The sequence below is a fragment of the Chryseobacterium sp. MA9 genome, from assembly GCF_024399315.1.
Classification (GTDB): Bacteria; Bacteroidota; Bacteroidia; order Flavobacteriales; family Weeksellaceae; genus Chryseobacterium.
Genome location: NZ_CP075170.1, coordinates 4,084,355 through 4,104,725, shown reverse-complemented (window position 1 = coordinate 4,104,725; position 20,371 = coordinate 4,084,355). Strand labels below are relative to the sequence as shown.

General features: G+C 39.4%; 9 protein-coding genes, 2 tRNA genes and 3 rRNA genes. 2 read left to right on the top strand and 12 right to left on the bottom strand.

Features of this window, described 5'->3' with window-relative positions:
- Window positions 1–264 precede the first annotated feature (264 nt).
- The 3 genes from KIK00_RS18730 to KIK00_RS18720 are packed head-to-tail and all read right to left on the bottom strand — an operon-like array spanning window position 265 to window position 2,990.
- Window positions 265–1,005: a hypothetical protein gene (locus tag KIK00_RS18730; RefSeq protein ID WP_255813825.1), complete on the bottom strand. Its 741-nt coding sequence runs from the start codon at window positions 1,003–1,005 to the stop codon at window positions 265–267.
- Between the two features lie 10 nt (window positions 1,006–1,015).
- Window positions 1,016–2,098: a PorV/PorQ family protein gene (locus KIK00_RS18725; RefSeq protein WP_077413805.1), complete on the bottom strand. Its 1,083-nt coding sequence runs from the start codon at window positions 2,096–2,098 to the stop codon at window positions 1,016–1,018.
- Window positions 2,099–2,111: 13 nt separating this feature from the next.
- Window positions 2,112–2,990 (bottom strand): DMT family transporter, encoded by an 879-nt coding sequence (locus tag KIK00_RS18720; protein ID WP_255813824.1) that lies wholly within the window; start codon window positions 2,988–2,990, stop codon window positions 2,112–2,114.
- 171 nt (window positions 2,991–3,161) lie between these two features.
- On the opposite strand from KIK00_RS18720, the gene KIK00_RS18715 reads away from it, so the two are divergent.
- Both KIK00_RS18715 and KIK00_RS18710 read left to right on the top strand, forming a co-directional pair.
- Entirely contained in the window at window positions 3,162–3,683 is a 522-nt protein-coding gene (locus tag KIK00_RS18715; RefSeq protein ID WP_255813823.1) for a GNAT family N-acetyltransferase, read from the top strand.
- Between the two features lie 281 nt (window positions 3,684–3,964).
- Complete coding sequence (locus KIK00_RS18710; RefSeq protein ID WP_255813822.1) at window positions 3,965–5,593, top strand: acyl-CoA carboxylase subunit beta; 1,629 nt, start codon at window positions 3,965–3,967, stop codon at window positions 5,591–5,593.
- A gap of 79 nt (window positions 5,594–5,672) precedes the next feature.
- On the opposite strand, the gene KIK00_RS18705 is transcribed toward KIK00_RS18710, so the two are convergent.
- From KIK00_RS18705 to sprA, 9 genes are all read right to left on the bottom strand, one after another.
- Window positions 5,673–5,870, bottom strand: a complete 198-nt coding sequence (locus tag KIK00_RS18705) for a hypothetical protein (RefSeq protein WP_255813821.1) — start codon at window positions 5,868–5,870, stop codon at window positions 5,673–5,675.
- Between the two features lie 490 nt (window positions 5,871–6,360).
- Window positions 6,361–6,468 (bottom strand): 5S ribosomal RNA (rrf, locus tag KIK00_RS18700).
- Window positions 6,469–6,623: 155 nt separating this feature from the next.
- A 23S ribosomal RNA gene (locus KIK00_RS18695) occupies window positions 6,624–9,381 on the bottom strand.
- A gap of 153 nt (window positions 9,382–9,534) precedes the next feature.
- Window positions 9,535–9,608: transfer RNA gene (locus KIK00_RS18690), tRNA-Ala, on the bottom strand.
- 83 nt (window positions 9,609–9,691) lie between these two features.
- A tRNA-Ile gene (locus KIK00_RS18685) sits at window positions 9,692–9,765 on the bottom strand.
- Window positions 9,766–9,961: 196 nt separating this feature from the next.
- Window positions 9,962–11,478, bottom strand: a 16S ribosomal RNA gene (locus KIK00_RS18680).
- Together the 16S, 23S and 5S rRNA genes with 2 tRNA genes alongside form the textbook arrangement of a ribosomal RNA operon.
- Window positions 11,479–12,467: 989 nt before the next feature.
- Complete coding sequence (locus tag KIK00_RS18675; protein WP_255813820.1) at window positions 12,468–12,845, bottom strand: VanZ family protein; 378 nt, start codon at window positions 12,843–12,845, stop codon at window positions 12,468–12,470.
- The gene (gcvH, locus tag KIK00_RS18670; RefSeq protein ID WP_047373847.1) at window positions 12,820–13,197 is read right to left on the bottom strand and encodes a glycine cleavage system protein GcvH; all 378 of its coding nucleotides are present in this window, start codon (window positions 13,195–13,197) and stop codon (window positions 12,820–12,822) included. The genes KIK00_RS18675 and gcvH overlap by 26 nt, the downstream gene beginning before the upstream one ends.
- A 107-nt stretch (window positions 13,198–13,304) precedes the next feature.
- Window positions 13,305–20,339 carry a cell surface protein SprA gene (gene sprA, locus KIK00_RS18665; RefSeq protein ID WP_255816685.1) on the bottom strand — a complete coding sequence of 2,345 codons (7,035 nt, stop codon included), beginning with the start codon at window positions 20,337–20,339 and terminating at the stop codon, window positions 13,305–13,307.
- Window positions 20,340–20,371: the final 32 nt, after the last annotated feature.

Here is a 20,371-nt window from a genome sequence, read left to right as displayed (position 1 = left end):
ATATTTTTTTCATAAATTAGTATTATCAACTAATAACGGTAATACTATGAAAATTTTTCTCATTTTATAAATCTTTTTGCATTTTCATTTACCAATACGGATGATGACTATTTTTTGTTTCTGTATAGTATATGTTTCTTGTAGAAAATCCAGTTACAAACACCTTTTAAACTTTTCAAAAAAATGAAAAACACATCAGCATATATATTATAAAAAGGCTCTTTTTTAAGAGCCTTTTATGTTTATTATTTTGTTATTTTCAGATTATTTTGCCACAAAAACTTCTTTGGAATATCTTCCGTCAGCCTGTGGGATATCTATCACAATGCTTCCGTTTTCAAAATATCCTATGGTAGTATTTCCATCAGCCAGCTTTACAATGAAAACTGAGTTCTTAGAAGTTGTTTTGAAAGCTGCAAATGGTACTGAGCTGCCAGACCTTGCTAAAATAAATTGATTAGGATCAATCTGTATTTTCTGAAGATCCAGTTTTCCATTTGAGTAGTTATTCGCTTCCGGAGCCGTAGTAGATACAACAGATACAGCAGACTCAGAAGATGTATTCTGACCATTAGTGGATGCTGGTAATAATGCAGCAGAGTTAGAAACCGGCATTTTTATTAAAGCTTCTTTCAGTGCATCCTGTAATCCTTCGTCAAATTCTTTGATTTTTGAACCTCCTTTGGACTCCAGAATCATATTATTATTACAATCTTTAAACTGTACTATTACTTTATTCTTGAATAAATTTTTATCATTAATTACATCAGCATTAATTACATTACAGAAATTATTTTTAGCTTCTGAAGGCCAGTTATCTTTAATTACCGGAAGTATAATATATTTTTTTCCTTTCAAAGCTTTAGTGAAAAAGTCTTTCAACCCATAATCTTCCTTAAATGTTTCAAATTTTTCAGGAACTGCAACATATTTGTAGTCTGAAACTTTCTGTGCAAAAGCTATTGTTGAGCATACTGCCAACATCAGCATTGATACCTTTTTCATTTTTATTATTTTAATCGTTTCTGAATGCTCCCATATCCAATTTCAATGAGAAGAAGTTAGAATAGAAATTAGATCCTCCAATTCCTGAATTTGTAATCGCATAATCCAATGTAAGCCCTCTGTATCTTATCCCGAGACCTGCACTTGGCTGGAAAGAAACTTTTCTCTTAAGATCTTCTATATCTGTAATAGACTGGAATCTATTGATCCCTAATCTAACAAAAATCATTTTCTGATAGCCTAACTCAGCTCCGGCATATGGACTGATACTTGCAAAATCTGTGGAAATTAATGAAGCGGTTTTAGCAAAATCTACGTTAATACCTGCTTCTGGTAATACATACACGCTGCTATTGATTTCAAATAATTTGCTGGCGCCTACATTCAGCTTAGGCATTGTAAGTTCCAGTTTATCTTTAGGTGCCGGGTTGAATTCTTCCCCATTTACAACAGTTGAAAGTTCTTTCTGATTGATACTCCAGAAGTTTACGGTAGTAGTGATATCTCTTACCATACCACCAAACTTCCATCCATTATCTGCTTTATAGATAGCACCAACATCAAACCCAAAACCATAACCGCTAGCAAATTTACCCACATTTCTGTAGACAATTTTAGCATTCACCCCAACATCCAGTTTAGGATTTCCTCCCGGTCTGAATGCATAAGAAAGAATAGCCGCGTAATCGGATTGAGAGAATTTAGTGATCTTATCATAATCAATGTTCCCTTCAGAGTCAATCATCTGGGTAGTATTCAGAATATTGTCTACCCCAAGTCTTACCACTGAAACACCAAAAACACCTTCTTCAAGTACTTTCGCATACGCCAGATAGTCGTATTTTGCGATAGACTCAAAGTATTCTGCGTGCATGGCTGCACCCTGCCAATCTCTTTCAACTGACATCAAACCTGCAGGGTTCCACATAGGAGAATATACATCATCCTGATTGGTGATTACTGCCCCACCCATTGCAAGACCTCTTGCTCCGGCTCCGATATTTAAGAATTCATTGGAATATTTCCTGATAATCTGAGATTGAGACAGCCCAAACAGCAGTGAAAATGCAAGTAAAAGATATTTTTTCATCATATAAATTTGATGCTTAGTTTAAGTTTTTAGTTTTTCTGGCTTTAATTAATCCATTTACAATGATAGCCAGTATCATAACTCCTGAAGCAATATAAAATATAGGGCTCATATGTTCTGATTCCCCAAAGATAAAAAAAGCTAGTATAATTCCGTAAACAGGTTCTAAATTAACTGTTAAAATTAAAGTAAAAGGTGATATATACTTCATTAATTTTACCGATTCTAACATGGGAAAAGCGGTAAAAACACTGGCTAACAAGCATATTAACGCCAAATCGCGGTAGTTTATTTCATTCATTTGAAAAATTTGCCCTGAAAGCAAATAAAATATCATTAAAATAAACCAACCACAGAAAATTTCATAAAAAATAATATTTCCTGAACTCGTTTTGCCAAATATTTTACCGTTAAAAACAGAAAAAACAGTCCCAAATACAGCGCAAAGGATTCCATAAATAATTCCTTCTTTAAAATGAAACTCTGTTTTAAAAATTAGTAGTATACAGGCAACAATGACCGTTCCCATAATGACTTCAGATATATCAATTTTTCTTTTAAAAATAATAGGTTCCAGAATCGAGGCAAAAAGTGTAGATAAAGAAAGACAACTTAGTGCAATAGAAACATTGGAAACTTTAATGGAATAAAAAAAGCAATACCAATGGAGTGCCATTGCAAAACCTATTGCTGCCAGCTGAAAAAATATTTTTTTCGAAACCTTTATACTTTCCTTCTTAAAGACTCTGATGAATACAAAGAGAAAAACAGAGGCAAACAACATCCTGTAAAACACAAGGATCTGAGCATTGGCATGAATTAATTTTCCCAAAATTGCAGTGAAACCCCACAAAAACACTATTAAATGCAACCTGAAAAGCGCCAATTTATGCATAACCTATCTCCTTTGAATTTTAACGTGCAAATTTACAAATACGCTTTTATAAATCTTGCAAAAAAATATAAATTTACATTAATAAAAAGATAATAAATAAAGTTTTTAATAGCTTTACTCTTAATTCAGAACGTTTTCTATTAATTTAATAAAAAGATCAATCAACCAATTATGATATTAAGTCCGAGCATTGAAATCAAAACAAAACATCTGACCTTAAGGCCTGTCGAAGACTTACACATAGATGATATTTTGGAGCATTTTACAAATGAGGTGACTAGGTACATGCCTTTTGACCCGCAAGGGAATAGACAGGATATAGTAACCTTTGTTAATGAATCAAAAAGATCTTTATCACAAAACACAGATCTTGTAATGGTTGCTCTGGACTCTAATGGTGATTTTGCAGGATGTTGCGGTATCCATAATATAACGGAAGAATCTGTTGAACTTGGCTTATGGCTAAAAAAGAGTTCTCAAGGGAAAGGATTAGGAACTGAAATCATAACGATCCTCATAGAATTCCTGGAAAAGAATTTTACTTTTGAGTATATTTTATATCCTGTAGATGAAGAAAATATAGCCAGCAGAAAAATTCCGGAGAAATTAGGCTTTATTCCCACTAAAAAATATAAAAAACATAAAAATCATGTTACCGACCTGAATATTGTAGAATATAGAAAATATTACTAACAACTGCAGGCATTACTAAAAAACCCTGAAAATTTGTTAAACTTTCAGGGCCTTCAAATAATAAACTATTAAAAAAATAAACTAGGAACAGAGTAATTTTCAGAGGTTATCACCCTCCATTACTCTGATGTAAAGTTAGAAAAAATATAAATTATTTAAAAATATTTTTTAGTTAAAAATTTCACAATTTACTAGAAACCAAAGTATTAAACAGCTGTTTTACTTCCTATTTGTATTCCTCATAAAAATAGTATCTTTAAGCGTAAAAAATTGAAAATTTTATGGATATCGAATTCAATAAACGAGAAGATCAAAACAGATTAAAATTATCTGAAATAAATCGCTTACTCACTGAAATCAAAAAAGGAGGAGGTGAGAAGAGGCTTCAAAAGCTTCGTGATGAAGGAAAAATGACAGCAAGAGAAAGGGTAGATTATCTTCTCGATAAAGATTCAGATTCCATAGAAATAGGAGCATTTGCAGGATATGAAATGTATAAGGAGCATGGAGGATGCCCTAGCGGAGGCGTTGTAGTTGTTATCGGCTACGTTTCCGGAAGACAATGTATCATCGTTGCAAATGACGCTTCTGTAAAAGCGGGTGCATGGTTTCCAATCACAGGAAAGAAAAATCTGAGAGCACAGGAAATTGCCATGGAAAATAAGCTCCCGATCATCTATCTGGTAGACTCTGCTGGTGTTTATCTTCCAATGCAGGATGAGATCTTCCCGGATAAAGAACATTTTGGAAGAATTTTCAGAAATAATGCTAAAATGAGTTCTATGGGAATCATCCAGATCTCTGCCGTAATGGGAAGTTGTGTAGCCGGAGGAGCTTATCTTCCTATTATGAGTGATGAAGCCATGATTGTAGATAAAACAGGCTCTATTTTCCTTGCCGGAAGCTATCTTGTAAAAGCAGCTATTGGTGAAAGTATTGATAATGAAACCTTGGGAGGCGCTACCACCCACTGTTCTATTTCAGGAGTAACAGATTATAAGGCTAAGGATGATAAAGATGCTTTGAATAGAATCAAGAATATCATGAAATCTCTCGGAAGTACTGAAAAAGCTGGCTTTGACAGAATTGAAAGTTTTCAACCAAAAGAAAACCCTGAAAATATCTTCGGAATTATGCCGGTTTCCAGAGCTGAGCAATATGACACCTATGAAATTATTAAATGTATTGTGGATAACTCTGAATATGAAGAATACAAACCAGATTATGGTAAAAGTATTATCTGTGCAACAGCCAGAGTTGATGGGTGGTCTGTAGGTATTGTTGCCAATCAGAGAAAGCTGGTTAAAAGTGGTAAAGGAGAAATGCAGTTTGGTGGAGTTATCTACTCAGATTCTGCAGACAAAGCTACACGATTCATTGCTAACTGTAATCAAAGAAAAATACCTTTAATCTTCTTACAGGATGTTACCGGGTTTATGGTAGGTTCCAAGTCAGAACATGGCGGAATTATCAAAGACGGAGCTAAAATGGTAAATGCAGTTTCCAATTCTGTAGTTCCTAAATTTACCATCATTACAGGTAATTCTTATGGAGCCGGAAACTATGCAATGTGTGGAAAAGCTTACGATCCAAGATTAATTGTTGCATGGCCTTGGGCAGATCTAGCCGTAATGGGAGGAGCACAGGCAGCAAAAGTACTTGCTCAGATCCAGGAATCTACATTAAAGAAACAAGGAAAAGAAATTACTGAAGAAGAACACAACGAAATTCTTGATACAATTTCAAAAAAATATCAGAAACAAACTGAATCTACATATGCAGCAGCAAGATTATGGACAGATGCCATCATCAACCCTGCAGATACAAGAAAATGGATTTCTATGGGGATTGAAGCAGCCAATCACGCTCCTATTACTGAGAAATTCAACTTAGGAGTAATTCAAGTCTGATCAATACATTTATAAATAAACACACGGCTATTTCTGTTTGAAATAGCCGTGTTTTATTTATACCTTTAAATTATAAGAATTACTTGCCATATTCTTCTTCGCAAAACTCTATAGGCCCTCCAAGCCTCATACAGCATTGATATTTGCTCAAACAAATTCCATTAGGCCATCCCGGAGGATAGCACATTCCAAATGCCGGATCATCCGGACACGTCGGCCCTCCACTTCCTTTCAGTGATTTTAAACCCTCTCTTGAAATCTTTACTAGATTTTTCATAGTTATTTAGTTTTTGATAGTTCCTACTCTATTGTAGCTTTTCGGATTACGCTTTTTCTAATATACATTTTTTTCAACATATGATGAAATTTAATAGAAAATTTTAATCTTAGATTTAAAGTATTCTTAGGTAAGATTTATAAATGATAATATAGGAGTAATAAGTGACTCATAGGAGCCTTCTCCCGCTATCCATTCATACTCCTCACGCCAGCACTCTCCCGAGCTCCAACCCAATGGCTCTCCCACACATGCTGCGGGGTAACCATTACTATCGGGGCTATAAGGAAGAGAATTATGAATTATAAGTTATGAGATCCGGATTTCAGGCTGCAATTGATCAACTTTGATTATAAATATTATTACTTATTGCTCATCATTTATCTGTAAGCTGGGCTGGGTTGAACTGGGCTTAGCCGGATAGGTGGGGTTATACAACAAAAAAAAATCCTTTATCATAAGATAAAGGATTTTTTAAAAATAAAATAAAAACTGGCGGCGGCCTACTCTCCCGCTTTCGCAGTACCATCGGCGCTGGTGGGCTTAACTTCTGTGTTCGGAATGGGAACAGGTGAGCCCCACCGCTAAAACCACCCTAAAGAAGGTATATAGCATCTGGCTTTTTGCTCATTGCTTTTGGCTTTTTGCCAATCGCTAACTGCTAGTTGCCAATTGCGTTTTTAAGCGATAAAAACTTTCACAAAGACAAAACCTTCAATGCACATAAAGCACCTGGTTTATATAGTAACCATAGACTATAAATCTACGGGTAATTAGTACTACTCGGCTATGACATTACTGTCTTTACACCTGTAGCCTATCAACGTCGTCATCTCCAACGACCCTTAAAAGATGTCTCATCTTGAGGCGAGTTTCGCACTTATATGCTTTCAGTGCTTATCTCTTCCAAACGTAGCTACTCAGCGGTGCACCTGGCGGTACAACTGATACACCAGAGGTTTGTTCAATTCGGTCCTCTCGTACTAGAATCAAGCCCTCTCAAACATCTAACGCCCGCAATAGATAGAGACCGAACTGTCTCACGACGTTCTGAACCCAGCTCGCGTGCCACTTTAATGGGCGAACAGCCCAACCCTTGGGACCTTCTCCAGCCCCAGGATGTGACGAGCCGACATCGAGGTGCCGAACCTCCCCGTCGATGTGAGCTCTTGGGGGAGACTAGCCTGTTATCCCCGGAGTACCTTTTATCCTATGAGCGATGGCCCTTCCATACGGAACCACCGGATCACTATGTCCTGCTTTCGCACCTGATCGACTTGTAGGTCTCACAGTCAAGCACCCTTATGCCATTACACTCTACGCACGGTTACCAAGCGTGCTGAGGGTACCTTTGAAAGCCTCCGTTACTCTTTTGGAGGCGACCACCCCAGTCAAACTACCCACCACGCAATGTCCTTCTAAAAGAAGTTAGGCTCCAAGTAAGTAAAGGGTGGTATTTCAACGTTGGCTCCACCTACACTAGCGTGCAAGCTTCAAAGCCTCCCACCTATCCTACACATTACTTACTCAAAGTCAATACGAAGTTATAGTAAAGGTTCACAGGGTCTTTTCGTCCCATTGCGGGTAATCGGCATCTTCACCGATACTACAATTTCACCGAGCTCGTGGCTGAGACAGTGCCCAGATCGTTACACCATTCGTGCAGGTCGGAACTTACCCGACAAGGAATTTCGCTACCTTAGGACCGTTATAGTTACGGCCGCCGTTTACTGGGGCTTCAGTTAATGCCTTCGGTTTAACCCTAAGCACCTTCCTTAACCTTCCAGCACCGGGCAGGTGTCAGACCCTATACAGCATCTTTCGATTTAGCAGAGTCCTGTGTTTTTGATAAACAGTCGCCTGGGCCTCTTCACTGCGGCCACCATTGCTGATGGCGTCTCTTCTTCCGAAGTTACGAGACTATTTTGCCTAGTTCCTTAGCCACGACTCACTCGAGCACCTTAGGATTCTCTCCTCGACCACCTGTGTCGGTTTTGGTACGGGTTGCTTCACTTCGGCTTTTCTTGGATCAGATTACACTACAGCAGCTTCGCCCGAAGGCTAGGCCTTGACTATTCCGTCAGTCTTTAGCAGCTACATCCAACCGTCCCCTTTTTAGTGTGAGCAAGTATGGGAATATTAACCCATTGTCCATCCACTACCCCTTTCGGGTTCGCGTTAGGTCCCGACTAACCCTCAGCTGATTAGCATGGCTGAGGAAGCCTTGGTCTTTCGGTGAGCAGGTTTCTCGCCTGCTTTATCGTTACTTATGCCTACATTTTCTTTTCTATCCGCTCCACAATACCTCACGATACTGCTTCGGCGCAAATAGAATGCTCTCCTACCAGATATATCTAAAATATAAATCCATAGCTTCGGTAATATGTTTATGCCCGATTATTATCCATGCCGGACCGCTCGACTAGTGAGCTGTTACGCACTCTTTAAATGAATGGCTGCTTCCAAGCCAACATCCTAGCTGTCAATGCAGTCCAACCGCGTTGTTTCAACTTAACATATATTTTGGGACCTTAGCTGTTGGTCTGGGTTCTTTCCCTCTCGGACATGGACCTTAGCACCCATGCCCTCACTGCCGTAGAACATTTATTAGCATTCGGAGTTTGTCAGGAATTGGTAGGCGATGAAACCCCCGCATCCAATCAGTAGCTCTACCTCTAATAAACTTATATACGACGCTGCACCTAAATGCATTTCGGAGAGTACGAGCTATCTCCCAGTTTGATTGGCCTTTCACCCCTACCCACAGGTCATCCGAAGACTTTTCAACGTCAACCGGTTCGGTCCTCCACTCTGTGTTACCAGAGCTTCAACCTGCCCATGGGTAGATCACAAGGTTTCGCGTCTAATCCTACTAACTATGCGCCCTATTCAGACTCGCTTTCGCTCCGGCTCCGGTACTTAATACCTTAACCTCGCTAGTAAAATTAACTCGTAGGCTCATTATGCAAAAGGCACGCCGTCACAGCTTAATGCTGCTCCGACCGCTTGTAGGCGTACGGTTTCAGGTTCTATTTCACCCTTCTATTCGAAGTGCTTTTCACCTTTCCTTCACAGTACTTGTTCACTATCGGTCTTTCAGGAGTATTTAGCCTTGGAGGATGGTCCCCCCATATTCAGACAGGATTTCACGTGTCCCGCCCTACTCATTTATCACTCAAATATGCCTTTCATATACGGGGCTATCACCCTCTACGGCCGTTCTTTCCAGAACATTCTATTAAACATATATCAGCTTTTGGGCTAATCCGCTTTCGCTCGCCACTACTTACGGAATCTCTTCGATTTCTTTTCCTCCGGGTACTTAGATGTTTCAGTTCTCCGGGTTTGCTTCCCCTAAGGGATGACTGGTCTTCAACCAGACGGGTTGCCCCATTCGGACATCTGCGGATCAATTCGTGTGTGCCAATCCCCGCAGCTTTTCGCAGCTTACCACGTCCTTCTTCGCCTCTGAAAGCCTAGGCATCCGCCATACGCCCTTAACGATTTCTTTCCTATTGGTTACTCAAGCGCTTTATGCGCTCGGTTTTCTCTTTGTGATGTCTTTACCGTTAATGTCAATGATCTTAATGTCTTCTTGTTCAACTGATGAACAGATGTTGTTTTTGGCTCCATCCGTAACTTTTAAATCAGTCTTCCAAAACTGTGGAGAATAAGGGAGTCGAACCCTTGACCTCCTGCGTGCAAGGCAGGCGCTCTAGCCAGCTGAGCTAATTCCCCCTCTAGGTGCTGTTGGCGATTTGCTCCTTGCTGTTGGCTTTATTGCCTTCAGCTATAAGCTATTTGCCAGCCGCTTTAATTAGTAGTCTCGGGCAGGCTCGAACTGCCGACCTCTACATTATCAGTGTAGCGCTCTAACCAGCTGAGCTACGAGACTTTGTATGAGTAATGATCCATGAGTAATAAGTAATCCCTTTTCCTCTTCTGCATTTCTCAATCTCTTTCCCTTTACTAATTTCTAGTGGGTTTTGTATTGTTAATATAACCAACCAAACAAAAAACTAAAGCTTTACTTTAAGTAAGTACTTTGTACTTGCGTACTAATTTTGTTTATCGTCCCTAAAGACGCTCTAAAATGAGATGTTCCAGCCGCACCTTCCGGTACGGCTACCTTGTTACGACTTAGCCCTAGTTACCTGTTTTACCCTAGGCAGCTCCTGTTACGGTCACCGACTTCAGGTACCCCAGACTTCCATGGCTTGACGGGCGGTGTGTACAAGGCCCGGGAACGTATTCACCGCGCCATGGCTGATGCGCGATTACTAGCGATTCCAGCTTCATAGAGTCGAGTTGCAGACTCCAATCCGAACTGAGACCGGCTTTCGAGATTTGCATCACTTCGCAGTGTAGCTGCCCTCTGTACCGGCCATTGTATTACGTGTGTGGCCCAAGGCGTAAGGGCCGTGATGATTTGACGTCATCCCCACCTTCCTCTCTACTTGCGTAGGCAGTCTCACTAGAGTCCCCAACTTAATGATGGCAACTAGTGACAGGGGTTGCGCTCGTTGCAGGACTTAACCTAACACCTCACGGCACGAGCTGACGACAACCATGCAGCACCTTGAAAAATGTCCGAAGAAAAGTCTATTTCTAAACCTGTCATTTCCCATTTAAGCCTTGGTAAGGTTCCTCGCGTATCATCGAATTAAACCACATAATCCACCGCTTGTGCGGGCCCCCGTCAATTCCTTTGAGTTTCATTCTTGCGAACGTACTCCCCAGGTGGCTAACTTATCACTTTCGCTTAGTCTCTGAACCCGAAAGCCCAAAAACGAGTTAGCATCGTTTACGGCGTGGACTACCAGGGTATCTAATCCTGTTCGCTCCCCACGCTTTCGTCCATCAGCGTCAGTTGTTGCTTAGTAACCTGCCTTCGCAATTGGTGTTCTAAGTAATATCTATGCATTTCACCGCTACACTACTTATTCCAGCTACTTCAACAACACTCAAGACATGCAGTATCAATGGCAGTTTCACAGTTAAGCTGTGAGATTTCACCACTGACTTACACATCCGCCTACGGACCCTTTAAACCCAATAAATCCGGATAACGCTTGCACCCTCCGTATTACCGCGGCTGCTGGCACGGAGTTAGCCGGTGCTTATTCGTATAGTACCTTCAGCTACCCTCACGAGGGTAGGTTTATCCCTATACAAAAGAAGTTTACAACCCATAGGGCCGTCGTCCTTCACGCGGGATGGCTGGATCAGGCTCTCACCCATTGTCCAATATTCCTCACTGCTGCCTCCCGTAGGAGTCTGGTCCGTGTCTCAGTACCAGTGTGGGGGATCACCCTCTCAGGCCCCCTAAAGATCGTAGACTTGGTGAGCCGTTACCTCACCAACTATCTAATCTTGCGCGTGCCCATCTCTATCCACCGGAGTTTTCAATATCAAATGATGCCATCTGATATATTATGGGGTATTAATCTCCCTTTCGAAAGGCTATCCCCCAGATAAAGGCAGGTTGCACACGTGTTCCGCACCCGTACGCCGCTCTCTAGATCCCGAAAGATCTATACCGCTCGGCTTGCATGTGTTAGGCCTCCCGCTAGCGTTCATCCTGAGCCAGGATCAAACTCTCCATTGTATGTTTGTCTGACTCACTCAAAGTTTTTTAACGCTTTAGTTTTTCCTTACTTGGTTGTTATATTGTATGTCAATGATCTTTATATCTTTCGCTTTGTAACGAAGCACTCTCTTCTGTCAGTGGCGCTCCGTATTTGCGAGTGCAAAAGTAAAACTTTATTTTGATTTGACCAAATGTTTATGAAGAAAATTTTAAAGTTTTTTAAGTAACCTTAATCCTCTTCCAAAACCTCAATCTCTATACTCCTGCGCTCCCTGTAATTGGGACTGCAAAGATACAAACTCTTTTTAAACCCGCAACTCTTTTTGTGAAAAATTTTAAAGTTTTTTTGCCCGTCTCTTCTGAAGTATATTAATGTTTTATGCTTAGCTAAAAGCTCCTCTGCGCTACTGTTATACTCTCGTTTTTCAGTGGGGCAAAGATAGAAACTTACTACACACCACGCAACTTTATTTAACATAAATTTTACCTTTACGTAATATTAAGCCCTAATCAACTGGAACGCAGTGAGAAAAATTTTAAACATTTGTTTGGAGGGAGGAGGGATGCGGGAGAGGCGTGGAGAATGGGTGGGGTGGAGAGTATTTGTAATGGGTAATGAAAGGTATACATATATATAATAGCTAATGCTGTTTTAAAACAAACATGCTTTAGATAAGTTGGGGATAATGTTCCTTCTATTGAATAGAATGAACCCGGTATTTTGTAATCTGATCCTCATAACACGAACCCTGGATCATCATTCATAACTTATCATTCATAATTCGTCTCATACCCTAGCCCTGATAGAAATGATTACCCCGCAGCAGAGATTAGAGAGATGAGGGCATGAAGGGCGGGAGAGCAAAGGCGCGAGGAGTAAAAATGAATAGCAGGATGGAGCTCCTATAAAAGTTAGAGGGTTTGAAGGTGAAAGGGTTTGGGGAAGCTTTAATGCTCCCTGTAGAGGAAAAAAGAAATACAGTTCTTTACAAAAGCCGTTGGTATGACTAAAAGAATCGCTTGATTAATAGCTTATATATATAGTATCCTAACAGACATCCGATAGTATCTGCTACGATATCTAATGTTTCCATAGATCTCCCCAATCCCATTTCTTCCTGTAAAATTTCAGTAAGGAACGCATAGATAAGGATGATCTGAAAAAAATATGAGAATTTTATTTTAGGAAATGCAGCAATAAAAGAGAAACCTAAGGCTGCGAATATACTTAGATGTAAAATTTTATCAATACCACTGAACATGAACCAATATTCATGGTTCTCTTCTCCGGGTTTAAGAAGCATATAAGTAAGAAATGCCCAATAAATGGGCAATATCTTACTAAATATTTTTGAAATCTTATCCAATGATAGCTTTGTAATCATCTGCAGAAAGTAACTCAGACTGATCTGCCCCATCAGCAATTTCCAATTTGATAATCCATCCGTCTCCATAAGGATCTGTATTTAACAGTTCAGGCTGAGCCTCTAATTCTGAATTGAACTCAATAACCTTTCCAGCAATAGGTAAGAATAGATCTGAAACAGTCTTTACCGCTTCTACACTTCCGAAAACATCTCCTCCATTAAGATCATCATCTACAGTATCTATGTCTACATATACGATGTCTCCAAGTTCTCCCTGAGCGAAGTCTGTAATACCGATTGTAGCAACGTTACCTTCGATCTTGATCCATTCGTGATCTTTGGTGTACTTTAATTCTGATGGTGTGTTCATTTTTTAATTTTTATTTTGTACAAATGTATTCAAAAATATAGTAGCTTCAAATATTGGATATAAAAAAAGTCCTTCAAAACTGAAGGACTTTTAAGTTTGTATCATTTTTAGAATCCGCCTCCGGATTCGCCAAATGTAAATGTGGCTGAAATACCGGCTCTGATCGTAGACAGCGGGAATGCTGTAGAGATCTTATACTTGGAGGTCATCTGTTCATAGAATACTCTCAGATTCAGATTCTCGGAAACATTATAATCTGCAGAAAGTTTGATATTCATCAGTCTTTGTCCTCCTGTAACCTGGGCATCATTCAAGAGGATATTCATAATGGAGGTCTTACTGTCTCTTAATGAAATATCTCCTCTGATGTTAAGATCACTGCCTTTTCCTCTTGTTCCTCTTCCTCTGATGTTGGCTGTTCCCAATCTGAAGTTTCTGACAATATACCCAAGTCTTACCACATATTCTGTATTGGCATCTTCAGTAAGCGTCTGGTTTACCAGTCCCAATACCATCATTCTTGTTTTGTTGTATTGTATCCCAAACTGCATATTGTTTCTCATGGTAACATCTATCCCGATAAGTGGTGAGAAAGATTCTACATATCCCACCTGTGCAAATGTATATGGATTGATCTTGTCTCCAGCATTTTTGATTACGTTCCCTAAATCATCTACTGTCTGGTAGTATCCGTTCGGGTTACCATGATAATCTACATTGCTTTGAATACCAGTTGCTGTATAGGTAGCTGTATAGGCATGTAAGATATCAAACTTCGTGAATTGCCCACTGATTATCGGGATATTTTTTAATCCGGAATAGGTAATTCTCCAGTTTGGTAATGGGAATCCTGCTTTTTTAGGATTAGTCATTGGTGTCACAGATTTCCCTTCCATAGCAGCTCTAAAGGCAGGGATTAATACATAGGCATTTCCAATGCTATAATGCTGAGCAAATCCATTGTTATCCAATACTGCTCCCGGACCTCCCAGCTGTTGGGAAAGAGCTCTTGCATTTTCTCTGATCGCCTGATAAACAGCCTGTCCATCTTTAAATGATGTGCTAAGAAGTGTCGTTGTATTGGAATATGTTATCATTTCGCTGGCAAATGTAAAATCCGTATCAGGAACCCCACCATTGGTATAGTTAAATCCTGTATGTGAGAAGTTACTGTTAAAGGTATGCAACACATTAAGATCAACTCTTAGATCGTTCATTGGCATCACCTGTAAGTCTGCTCTCAATTCTTTGGTAGACATTCTTACATATGGATCTGTCATATAATTGGAATCACTCACCCATCCGTTTTCCATTACGGTTCTTCTGATGTCTGCCTGTGATCCTAAAAGAAATCCTAGTGTTGGACCTCCCAATGTCTGTCCGGATCCATACCAGTTTGGAGCTGATATTAGTCCCGGAAGTACCGTTCCATTCGTTTCGTTATAACTTACGTTTAACTGTTTGAAAGAAGTCAGGAAGAATGCTGCACTTTGAAGTGGAGTAAGCTTATTTTTAAATTTATATTTCTTATATCTGTATCTGTTTTTCTCCCATTGTTTTGTATACACATTGTTCAGAGAGTCCATCTCCTGTCTGCGTTTCTGAAGTTTGGCATTAATATTTTTGAAATAGTTAAACTGACCAAAGAACTTCGGAAGGTCTGCTGAAGCTGTTGCCTGAATAACATTGGTATTCTGTCCAACAGATCCTAAACTTGCTGTCTTGTTCGTATTAGGATCGATAAATCCAGTCAACGAAGTAGATCTTGCTGCCCAGTTATAGGTAAATCCGTATCCTACTTCAGCATCAATGAAATCCAGATAAGGCAGGTACTGGAACGGCAGTTTATAGTTCAGCTGTGCTCTGTGATTATACAATACCGGTCTTCCGGCTCTGAATACATTCCCGAAGATTGATTTGTTATCCATAGAATTCACATCCAGATTATCATTAAGGGTTCTGGTTGCAGAATTGATTTCCAGTTTTAATGATTTGGTGAAATTGAATCCTAATCCATACTGCCATCCAAAGAAGAAGTTTCTGTTTCTGATGGCATCAAAATTACTATTCATATCTCCGTTAAGGATCGCTTCTACATTTCTGAACTCAAGTTCGTTATAATTTCTGTCGATTTCAGTTCTGAAAGATATTCTTGTAGGAATAGGATTAAAATTGAATTCTTTCACCCATCTTAAATACTTCGTAGACTTCGCGGTATCACTGATCATTTTATTGAAAGGTTTGATTACCCACGGCTTAAACGTATAGTTATAATCAACATATCCTCTCAGATACTGTCTGTAATTTCTCTTGGTATAGATATCTCTGAAATAATCATCATTATAAACAGCTGTTACCGAAACGTTTTCGATGTCATAGAACTTAGGTTTTTTATTCGGATTTACTCTTTCTTTATGCATATTAACGACACCGATACTTCTCTGCTGAGTATAGGTTCTCGCTACTTTTTTCAACTGATCCTTGTTTGGTGCCTTATTGAATTCTACATCGGTATCCAGAGGATTGTACTTCGGATCTTCAATGGTCTGTGAGTAAGAATAGTTTAAAGGAATTTTCACCCCGGTTTTCTCCGGAAGGAATTTATCTACATTGATCGCTGTATTAATACTGAATGCAGATTGAGTAGACTGAGTTCTTTCCGCAGGTTTTGAATCAATATTACCGAAACCAACAGATGTATAAGAAGCATTGGCATTCACTGTTGCCAAATCTCCCATATTAAAGTTCAAGCTGGCATTTCCTGCATATCCTCCATCATTCTCAATTTCAGAAAGACGGATTTCATTTACCCAAAGAACTCTTGTTATAGTGGATGCCTCTCTTGGATCAGAATTCCTCACCCCAATCATAATTGTGGTAATATTTCCTAAACTTGGTCTACCTTTGATATAAATATTTTTATAAGGTTGCTGATACCCTGGGTCAACCGTTCTATTGGTAATAGTAACCCCTGATTTGTCCCTTCTGATTTTAGCATCTACAAAATTCTGAACATCAAAATCGACCTCATTTTCCATTGGCCAGATCTCCATAGGAGCTGTTGCTGTAGTAGGAGTCAGGTTTAATGATGATTCATACTCGTAATAGTTATCAGTAGCATCACTTCCGAAACGGATAAAGAATTTGGTTTTCTCATCCATTCCTATTACTCTGTTCAATGGATCATGAGCGTGTACAAACAACTTCAATTTTTTGTATCTTCTCATATCCAACGTTGTATTTTTGAACACTCCTCTTGCCTCAGTTTTAAGATCTTTTACTTTCATGTAAAGCGAAGCTTCATTCTGTCTCTGAGCTCCGGCATTTCCACTTAGTACCTGTCTGTCAATTCCCGGAGGCAATACATATGGAGGTTGGTTCAATGCATTTTCTTCAATGTTTACACTTCCTACTTCAAAATTTGGATCTGTTACAGAACCAACTCCTTCGTCTGCACCAGGAACATCATTACTGGCAATTTTACTGGTATACTTTCTCCAGTCTGATCTTACAAGATCCATTGTTCCGAATCTTAAAGTAGAGGTCTGATCAAATCCTGCCAGCATTAATCTTGCAAATCTTACATTGTTCAATACTGATGGATCTGCAGTTCCTTCGGCTTTATCATAATTAGCAACAGGAATTCTAAACAGGTACCATTTTACATCTGCAGTCTGCCCGTTCTGGAAGCTTGCTTTTACTGTTTTTACATCTACAATATTGTTCCCTCCCAGCGCTAAACTTTGCTGATCCAGTTTGATCACATACTGATTATAGTTTTCTGTCTGGTCAAGGTTGTAATCTTTATTGATATCTTCTGCATCCGGAGTTTGTGAAGCTACGTTCAGAGAGTTTGCTTCTGAATTTCCTTCCGGGTTTCTGAAATATTTGTATCGTTCTACAACTGAAGCCGCCTGACTTCCTGTAAATTTATCAGAAAGATAGAATACAAAGTCATCCACTGCAGGGTCAGCAATATTGGTAACCGGGTTTACAAAAGTATTTCCAAATCTCATTGCTTCCTGATCAGAAGTAAGACCATCATATCCGGCATCCTGCACTCTTCTGTCATCTCCTTCTGTAGAGAAGGCATATAAAATTGGCGGTTGTTTTGGCTGGGTCCCCCAGTTTGAATTTGTAGTAGAAGATGGTGTACCAGGAGTTGGCAATCCATTTTCATACTGCATTTTTCCATCCTTAAGTACATCTTCAGAAACGTTTCCTAAATGAAGTAAAAGTTTTGGATCAGTACCCAGTGTTTTACCATCTGCATAAGGGTCCATCATCCAGAATTCAACGTATTCAATGTTTGAAGTAACAAAGTTCGGAACACTGATTGATCTCATAATCCCTGCCCATCTGCTTTGCGCCTGTTCTGTTAAAGGGTTTACGTTGTATGGTCCTTTTTCTTTAGGGAAATAAGAGATATCGAATGTATTGGTGAAAGTTTGCTCTCCGGCTACGAAATCTCTGTTATTGTAAATCTCTGAATATTGTACTCTTCTGGAAGCGTGATTGGATACGGATTGTGGTGTAATTCCTGAAGGAGCTTTCCCTCCAACACCCCAGAATCTAGGGTCGATATTATACCATGTTAATAGCCCTCTTCCATATCCGCTTGTTAAGTCATCATTACCAGGTATCGTATTAAATGGCGGCAATTTATTTTTTTCGGGTTTTGAAGCTAAGCTCCATGCTGCCGGTTCTTTTAATGAGATCTTGGAAGTTGTCTGTTCAAAATCGTCAATATAAGACTGGTTATTTGTTCCTTTATTCAGCCCGGGCATCAGATATGCTGCTTCCATCTTAAAGTTTAAGTTAGATGGTGCTTCCGTTTTTACCATTGGAAGTTTATTGGTAAGTCTTGTCAGATAAGGAGCCTGATTATTGTACATCAAGTTGATCCCTGCCATGGTGTTATTTACCGCTTCCTGTCCAAAGTTTACTTTTTGGGTAAGAGGAGACTCTGAATAATTGATCACAGTTCCTCCTAATATAAAGTTCTCACTGAATCTTCTTTCTAAATTTAATCCTAAGAATCTTTTTCTTTGGGTATTAAATGTCAATTGGTTTTCCAGTGAAATATTAATGGCCTGTCCGGACTGTTTTACATTTTCATTGATGATAGTAACCGTACCAAGCATATAATCTACCGTGTAGTCCACTCCTTCTGTAAGCTGTACTCCGTTTGCAGCTACTTTTACTGATCCTTGAGGAACGTTTACTGCTCCTAAAGATATACCTTGACCCTGAACACCTTTATAACGACCTTCCAATGTATATCTCTGTGCAAGGTTACTGGAGAGAGCTTCTTGTTTTTGTTTGGTATAAAGATCCTGGAAAACGTATTGAGGATTAAAAGTTCCTCCTAAAACCTTTTGCATGTAGTTACCAAAAGGCTGTACTTTCGTAAAGATTACTCTTCCGGTTTCCGGTCTGATGGTAATCCCGTTAACAAAGTCAAAAATACCATCTCCTTTGCTTCCGTCTTTATTATTCTGGATGTCTCCGTTCATGTTAAGACGATCCCAGTTAAATAATTTCAGTAAATTCTGATCTTTTACAGGAGTATCCGGAAGATAGTTTACTTTACCTCCTGTTTTTGGATCTCTGTAATATGCATTAAGAATAAATCCATCTTGCGCTACCTGTCCTGCATCTATCGAATAGATGTTCTTCATCATCAGGTCCCACATCGGAGATTGAGTGTTCACTTTATTATTCACTCTCAATACCTTAGTAACCAATACAGGACTTTCTTCAGAAAACTCTCCTACTTTGTATACTTTGTTACTTCCGTTAACGGTAAACGAGTATGAAACTGCTAAAAGCTGCTGGTCATTAAGTTTTTGATTTAATGAAATATATCCAAGCTGTGGCTGGAAGGTAAACTCATTACTATTCAGCTTTCTTGCTTTTGTATTGTATATGAATTGTTCTCCATTATCATAAGGAGTGGGATCTGCTCCAAGCACCTGTCCCTGGAAAAGAGTACCATAGTTTTTTCCTGCTTCTCTGGTTCCGGCTACTGTAGAAACATCATCATACAAACCATTCAGAGAGTTATCCGGCAAAGTAACTCCGCCAGGACCTTCTCCCAGGTCTCTGATCCCAATAATACTTTTCTGGTAAGCCAGGTTACTGTTTCCTTGGTCAAGTACCCAGACTTCCAATCTGGTAATATTGATGGTTGAGTTGATTTGTGGATAATTAAGTAACGCATCATCATATTTATTCAGGAAATAGTGTCCTAAAAAGTAGTGCTGGTTTTCTTCATAGTCAATGGCATTGACTTTAAAGTTATTCATAACACCACCGCCCTGTACTACAATATTACGAGCTTCACCCTGTTGTTGGGAAAGGACTACGGTTCCGAATGTTTTTCCTAACTGAAATTCTGTTTTCACCCCGAACAATGATTGTGAACCACGAATCAGACTGGTTGAAAGCGGCATATTTACGTTACCAAATTCAACTCTTTTAATGATTTTATCTTCTCCTCCTTCGTTGGGTTTATCTACATTTCCAAGACCTTTGCTTTGAAGATCTTTCCAGCTTCCTTTTGCCTGCCAAACAAGGTTCATCCTGTTTTCGAAAGCAAAACCACTCTGGGTATCATAATTAGCCTTTAACTGAAGGTTTTCCCCTACTTTACCCAATAATCCCAGCTGAATTCTCTGATCAATATCAAAGGTAAAACTGGTCCTGTTTTGAGGCAGGATCATCGGGTTATCTATTTTTTGGTAAAGTCCGGCAAAATCCAGAGATGCATACCCTGAAGGAATGATTTCAATTTTATTACCTCCAAAAATCGTTTCAAAAAGCCTGTTATTAATCAACAATGAAGGGATAAGTCCCTTCTTCCTTGCGTCTGACCTGTCTCTTCTGAAAAGAAGGTTATATTTATCAGATTTTTCCTTGTAATAGGCCTTAGTCTGGGTTGCAAGCATGTATTCTTTATACTCCTGCGGAGACATTGCTGTAGGAGGCCCCGTTATGGTATTTCCGATTTTAGGATACACATAGTACATCCCGGTTTTTATATCGTAATAGGCTTCGTACCTCGTAGGGTCGGCCACTTCATATTGTTTTCTTATAATCGCCGTGTCTTTTTGTACCTGCGCAAAAGCGCTGACAGACATAAACAGGAACGACAGGAACAAAAATATGTTAA

Excerpts from the sequence above, each read along its gene's own strand:
- KIK00_RS18705 (WP_255813821.1), bottom strand. The coding sequence starts at position 5,870 with ATGAAAAATCTAGTAAAGATTTCAAGAGAGGGTTTAAAATCACTGAAA.
- gcvH (WP_047373847.1), bottom strand. The coding sequence starts at position 13,197 with ATGAACACACCATCAGAATTAAAGTACACCAAAGATCACGAATGGATC.
- KIK00_RS18710 (WP_255813822.1), top strand. The coding sequence starts at position 3,965 with ATGGATATCGAATTCAATAAACGAGAAGATCAAAACAGATTAAAATTA.
- KIK00_RS18725 (WP_077413805.1), bottom strand. The coding sequence starts at position 2,098 with ATGATGAAAAAATATCTTTTACTTGCATTTTCACTGCTGTTTGGGCTG.
- sprA (WP_255816685.1), bottom strand. The coding sequence starts at position 20,339 with ATGTCTGTCAGCGCTTTTGCGCAGGTACAAAAAGACACGGCGATTATA.
- KIK00_RS18720 (WP_255813824.1), bottom strand. The coding sequence starts at position 2,990 with ATGCATAAATTGGCGCTTTTCAGGTTGCATTTAATAGTGTTTTTGTGG.
- KIK00_RS18675 (WP_255813820.1), bottom strand. The coding sequence starts at position 12,845 with ATGATTACAAAGCTATCATTGGATAAGATTTCAAAAATATTTAGTAAG.
- KIK00_RS18730 (WP_255813825.1), bottom strand. The coding sequence starts at position 1,005 with ATGAAAAAGGTATCAATGCTGATGTTGGCAGTATGCTCAACAATAGCT.
- KIK00_RS18715 (WP_255813823.1), top strand. The coding sequence starts at position 3,162 with ATGATATTAAGTCCGAGCATTGAAATCAAAACAAAACATCTGACCTTA.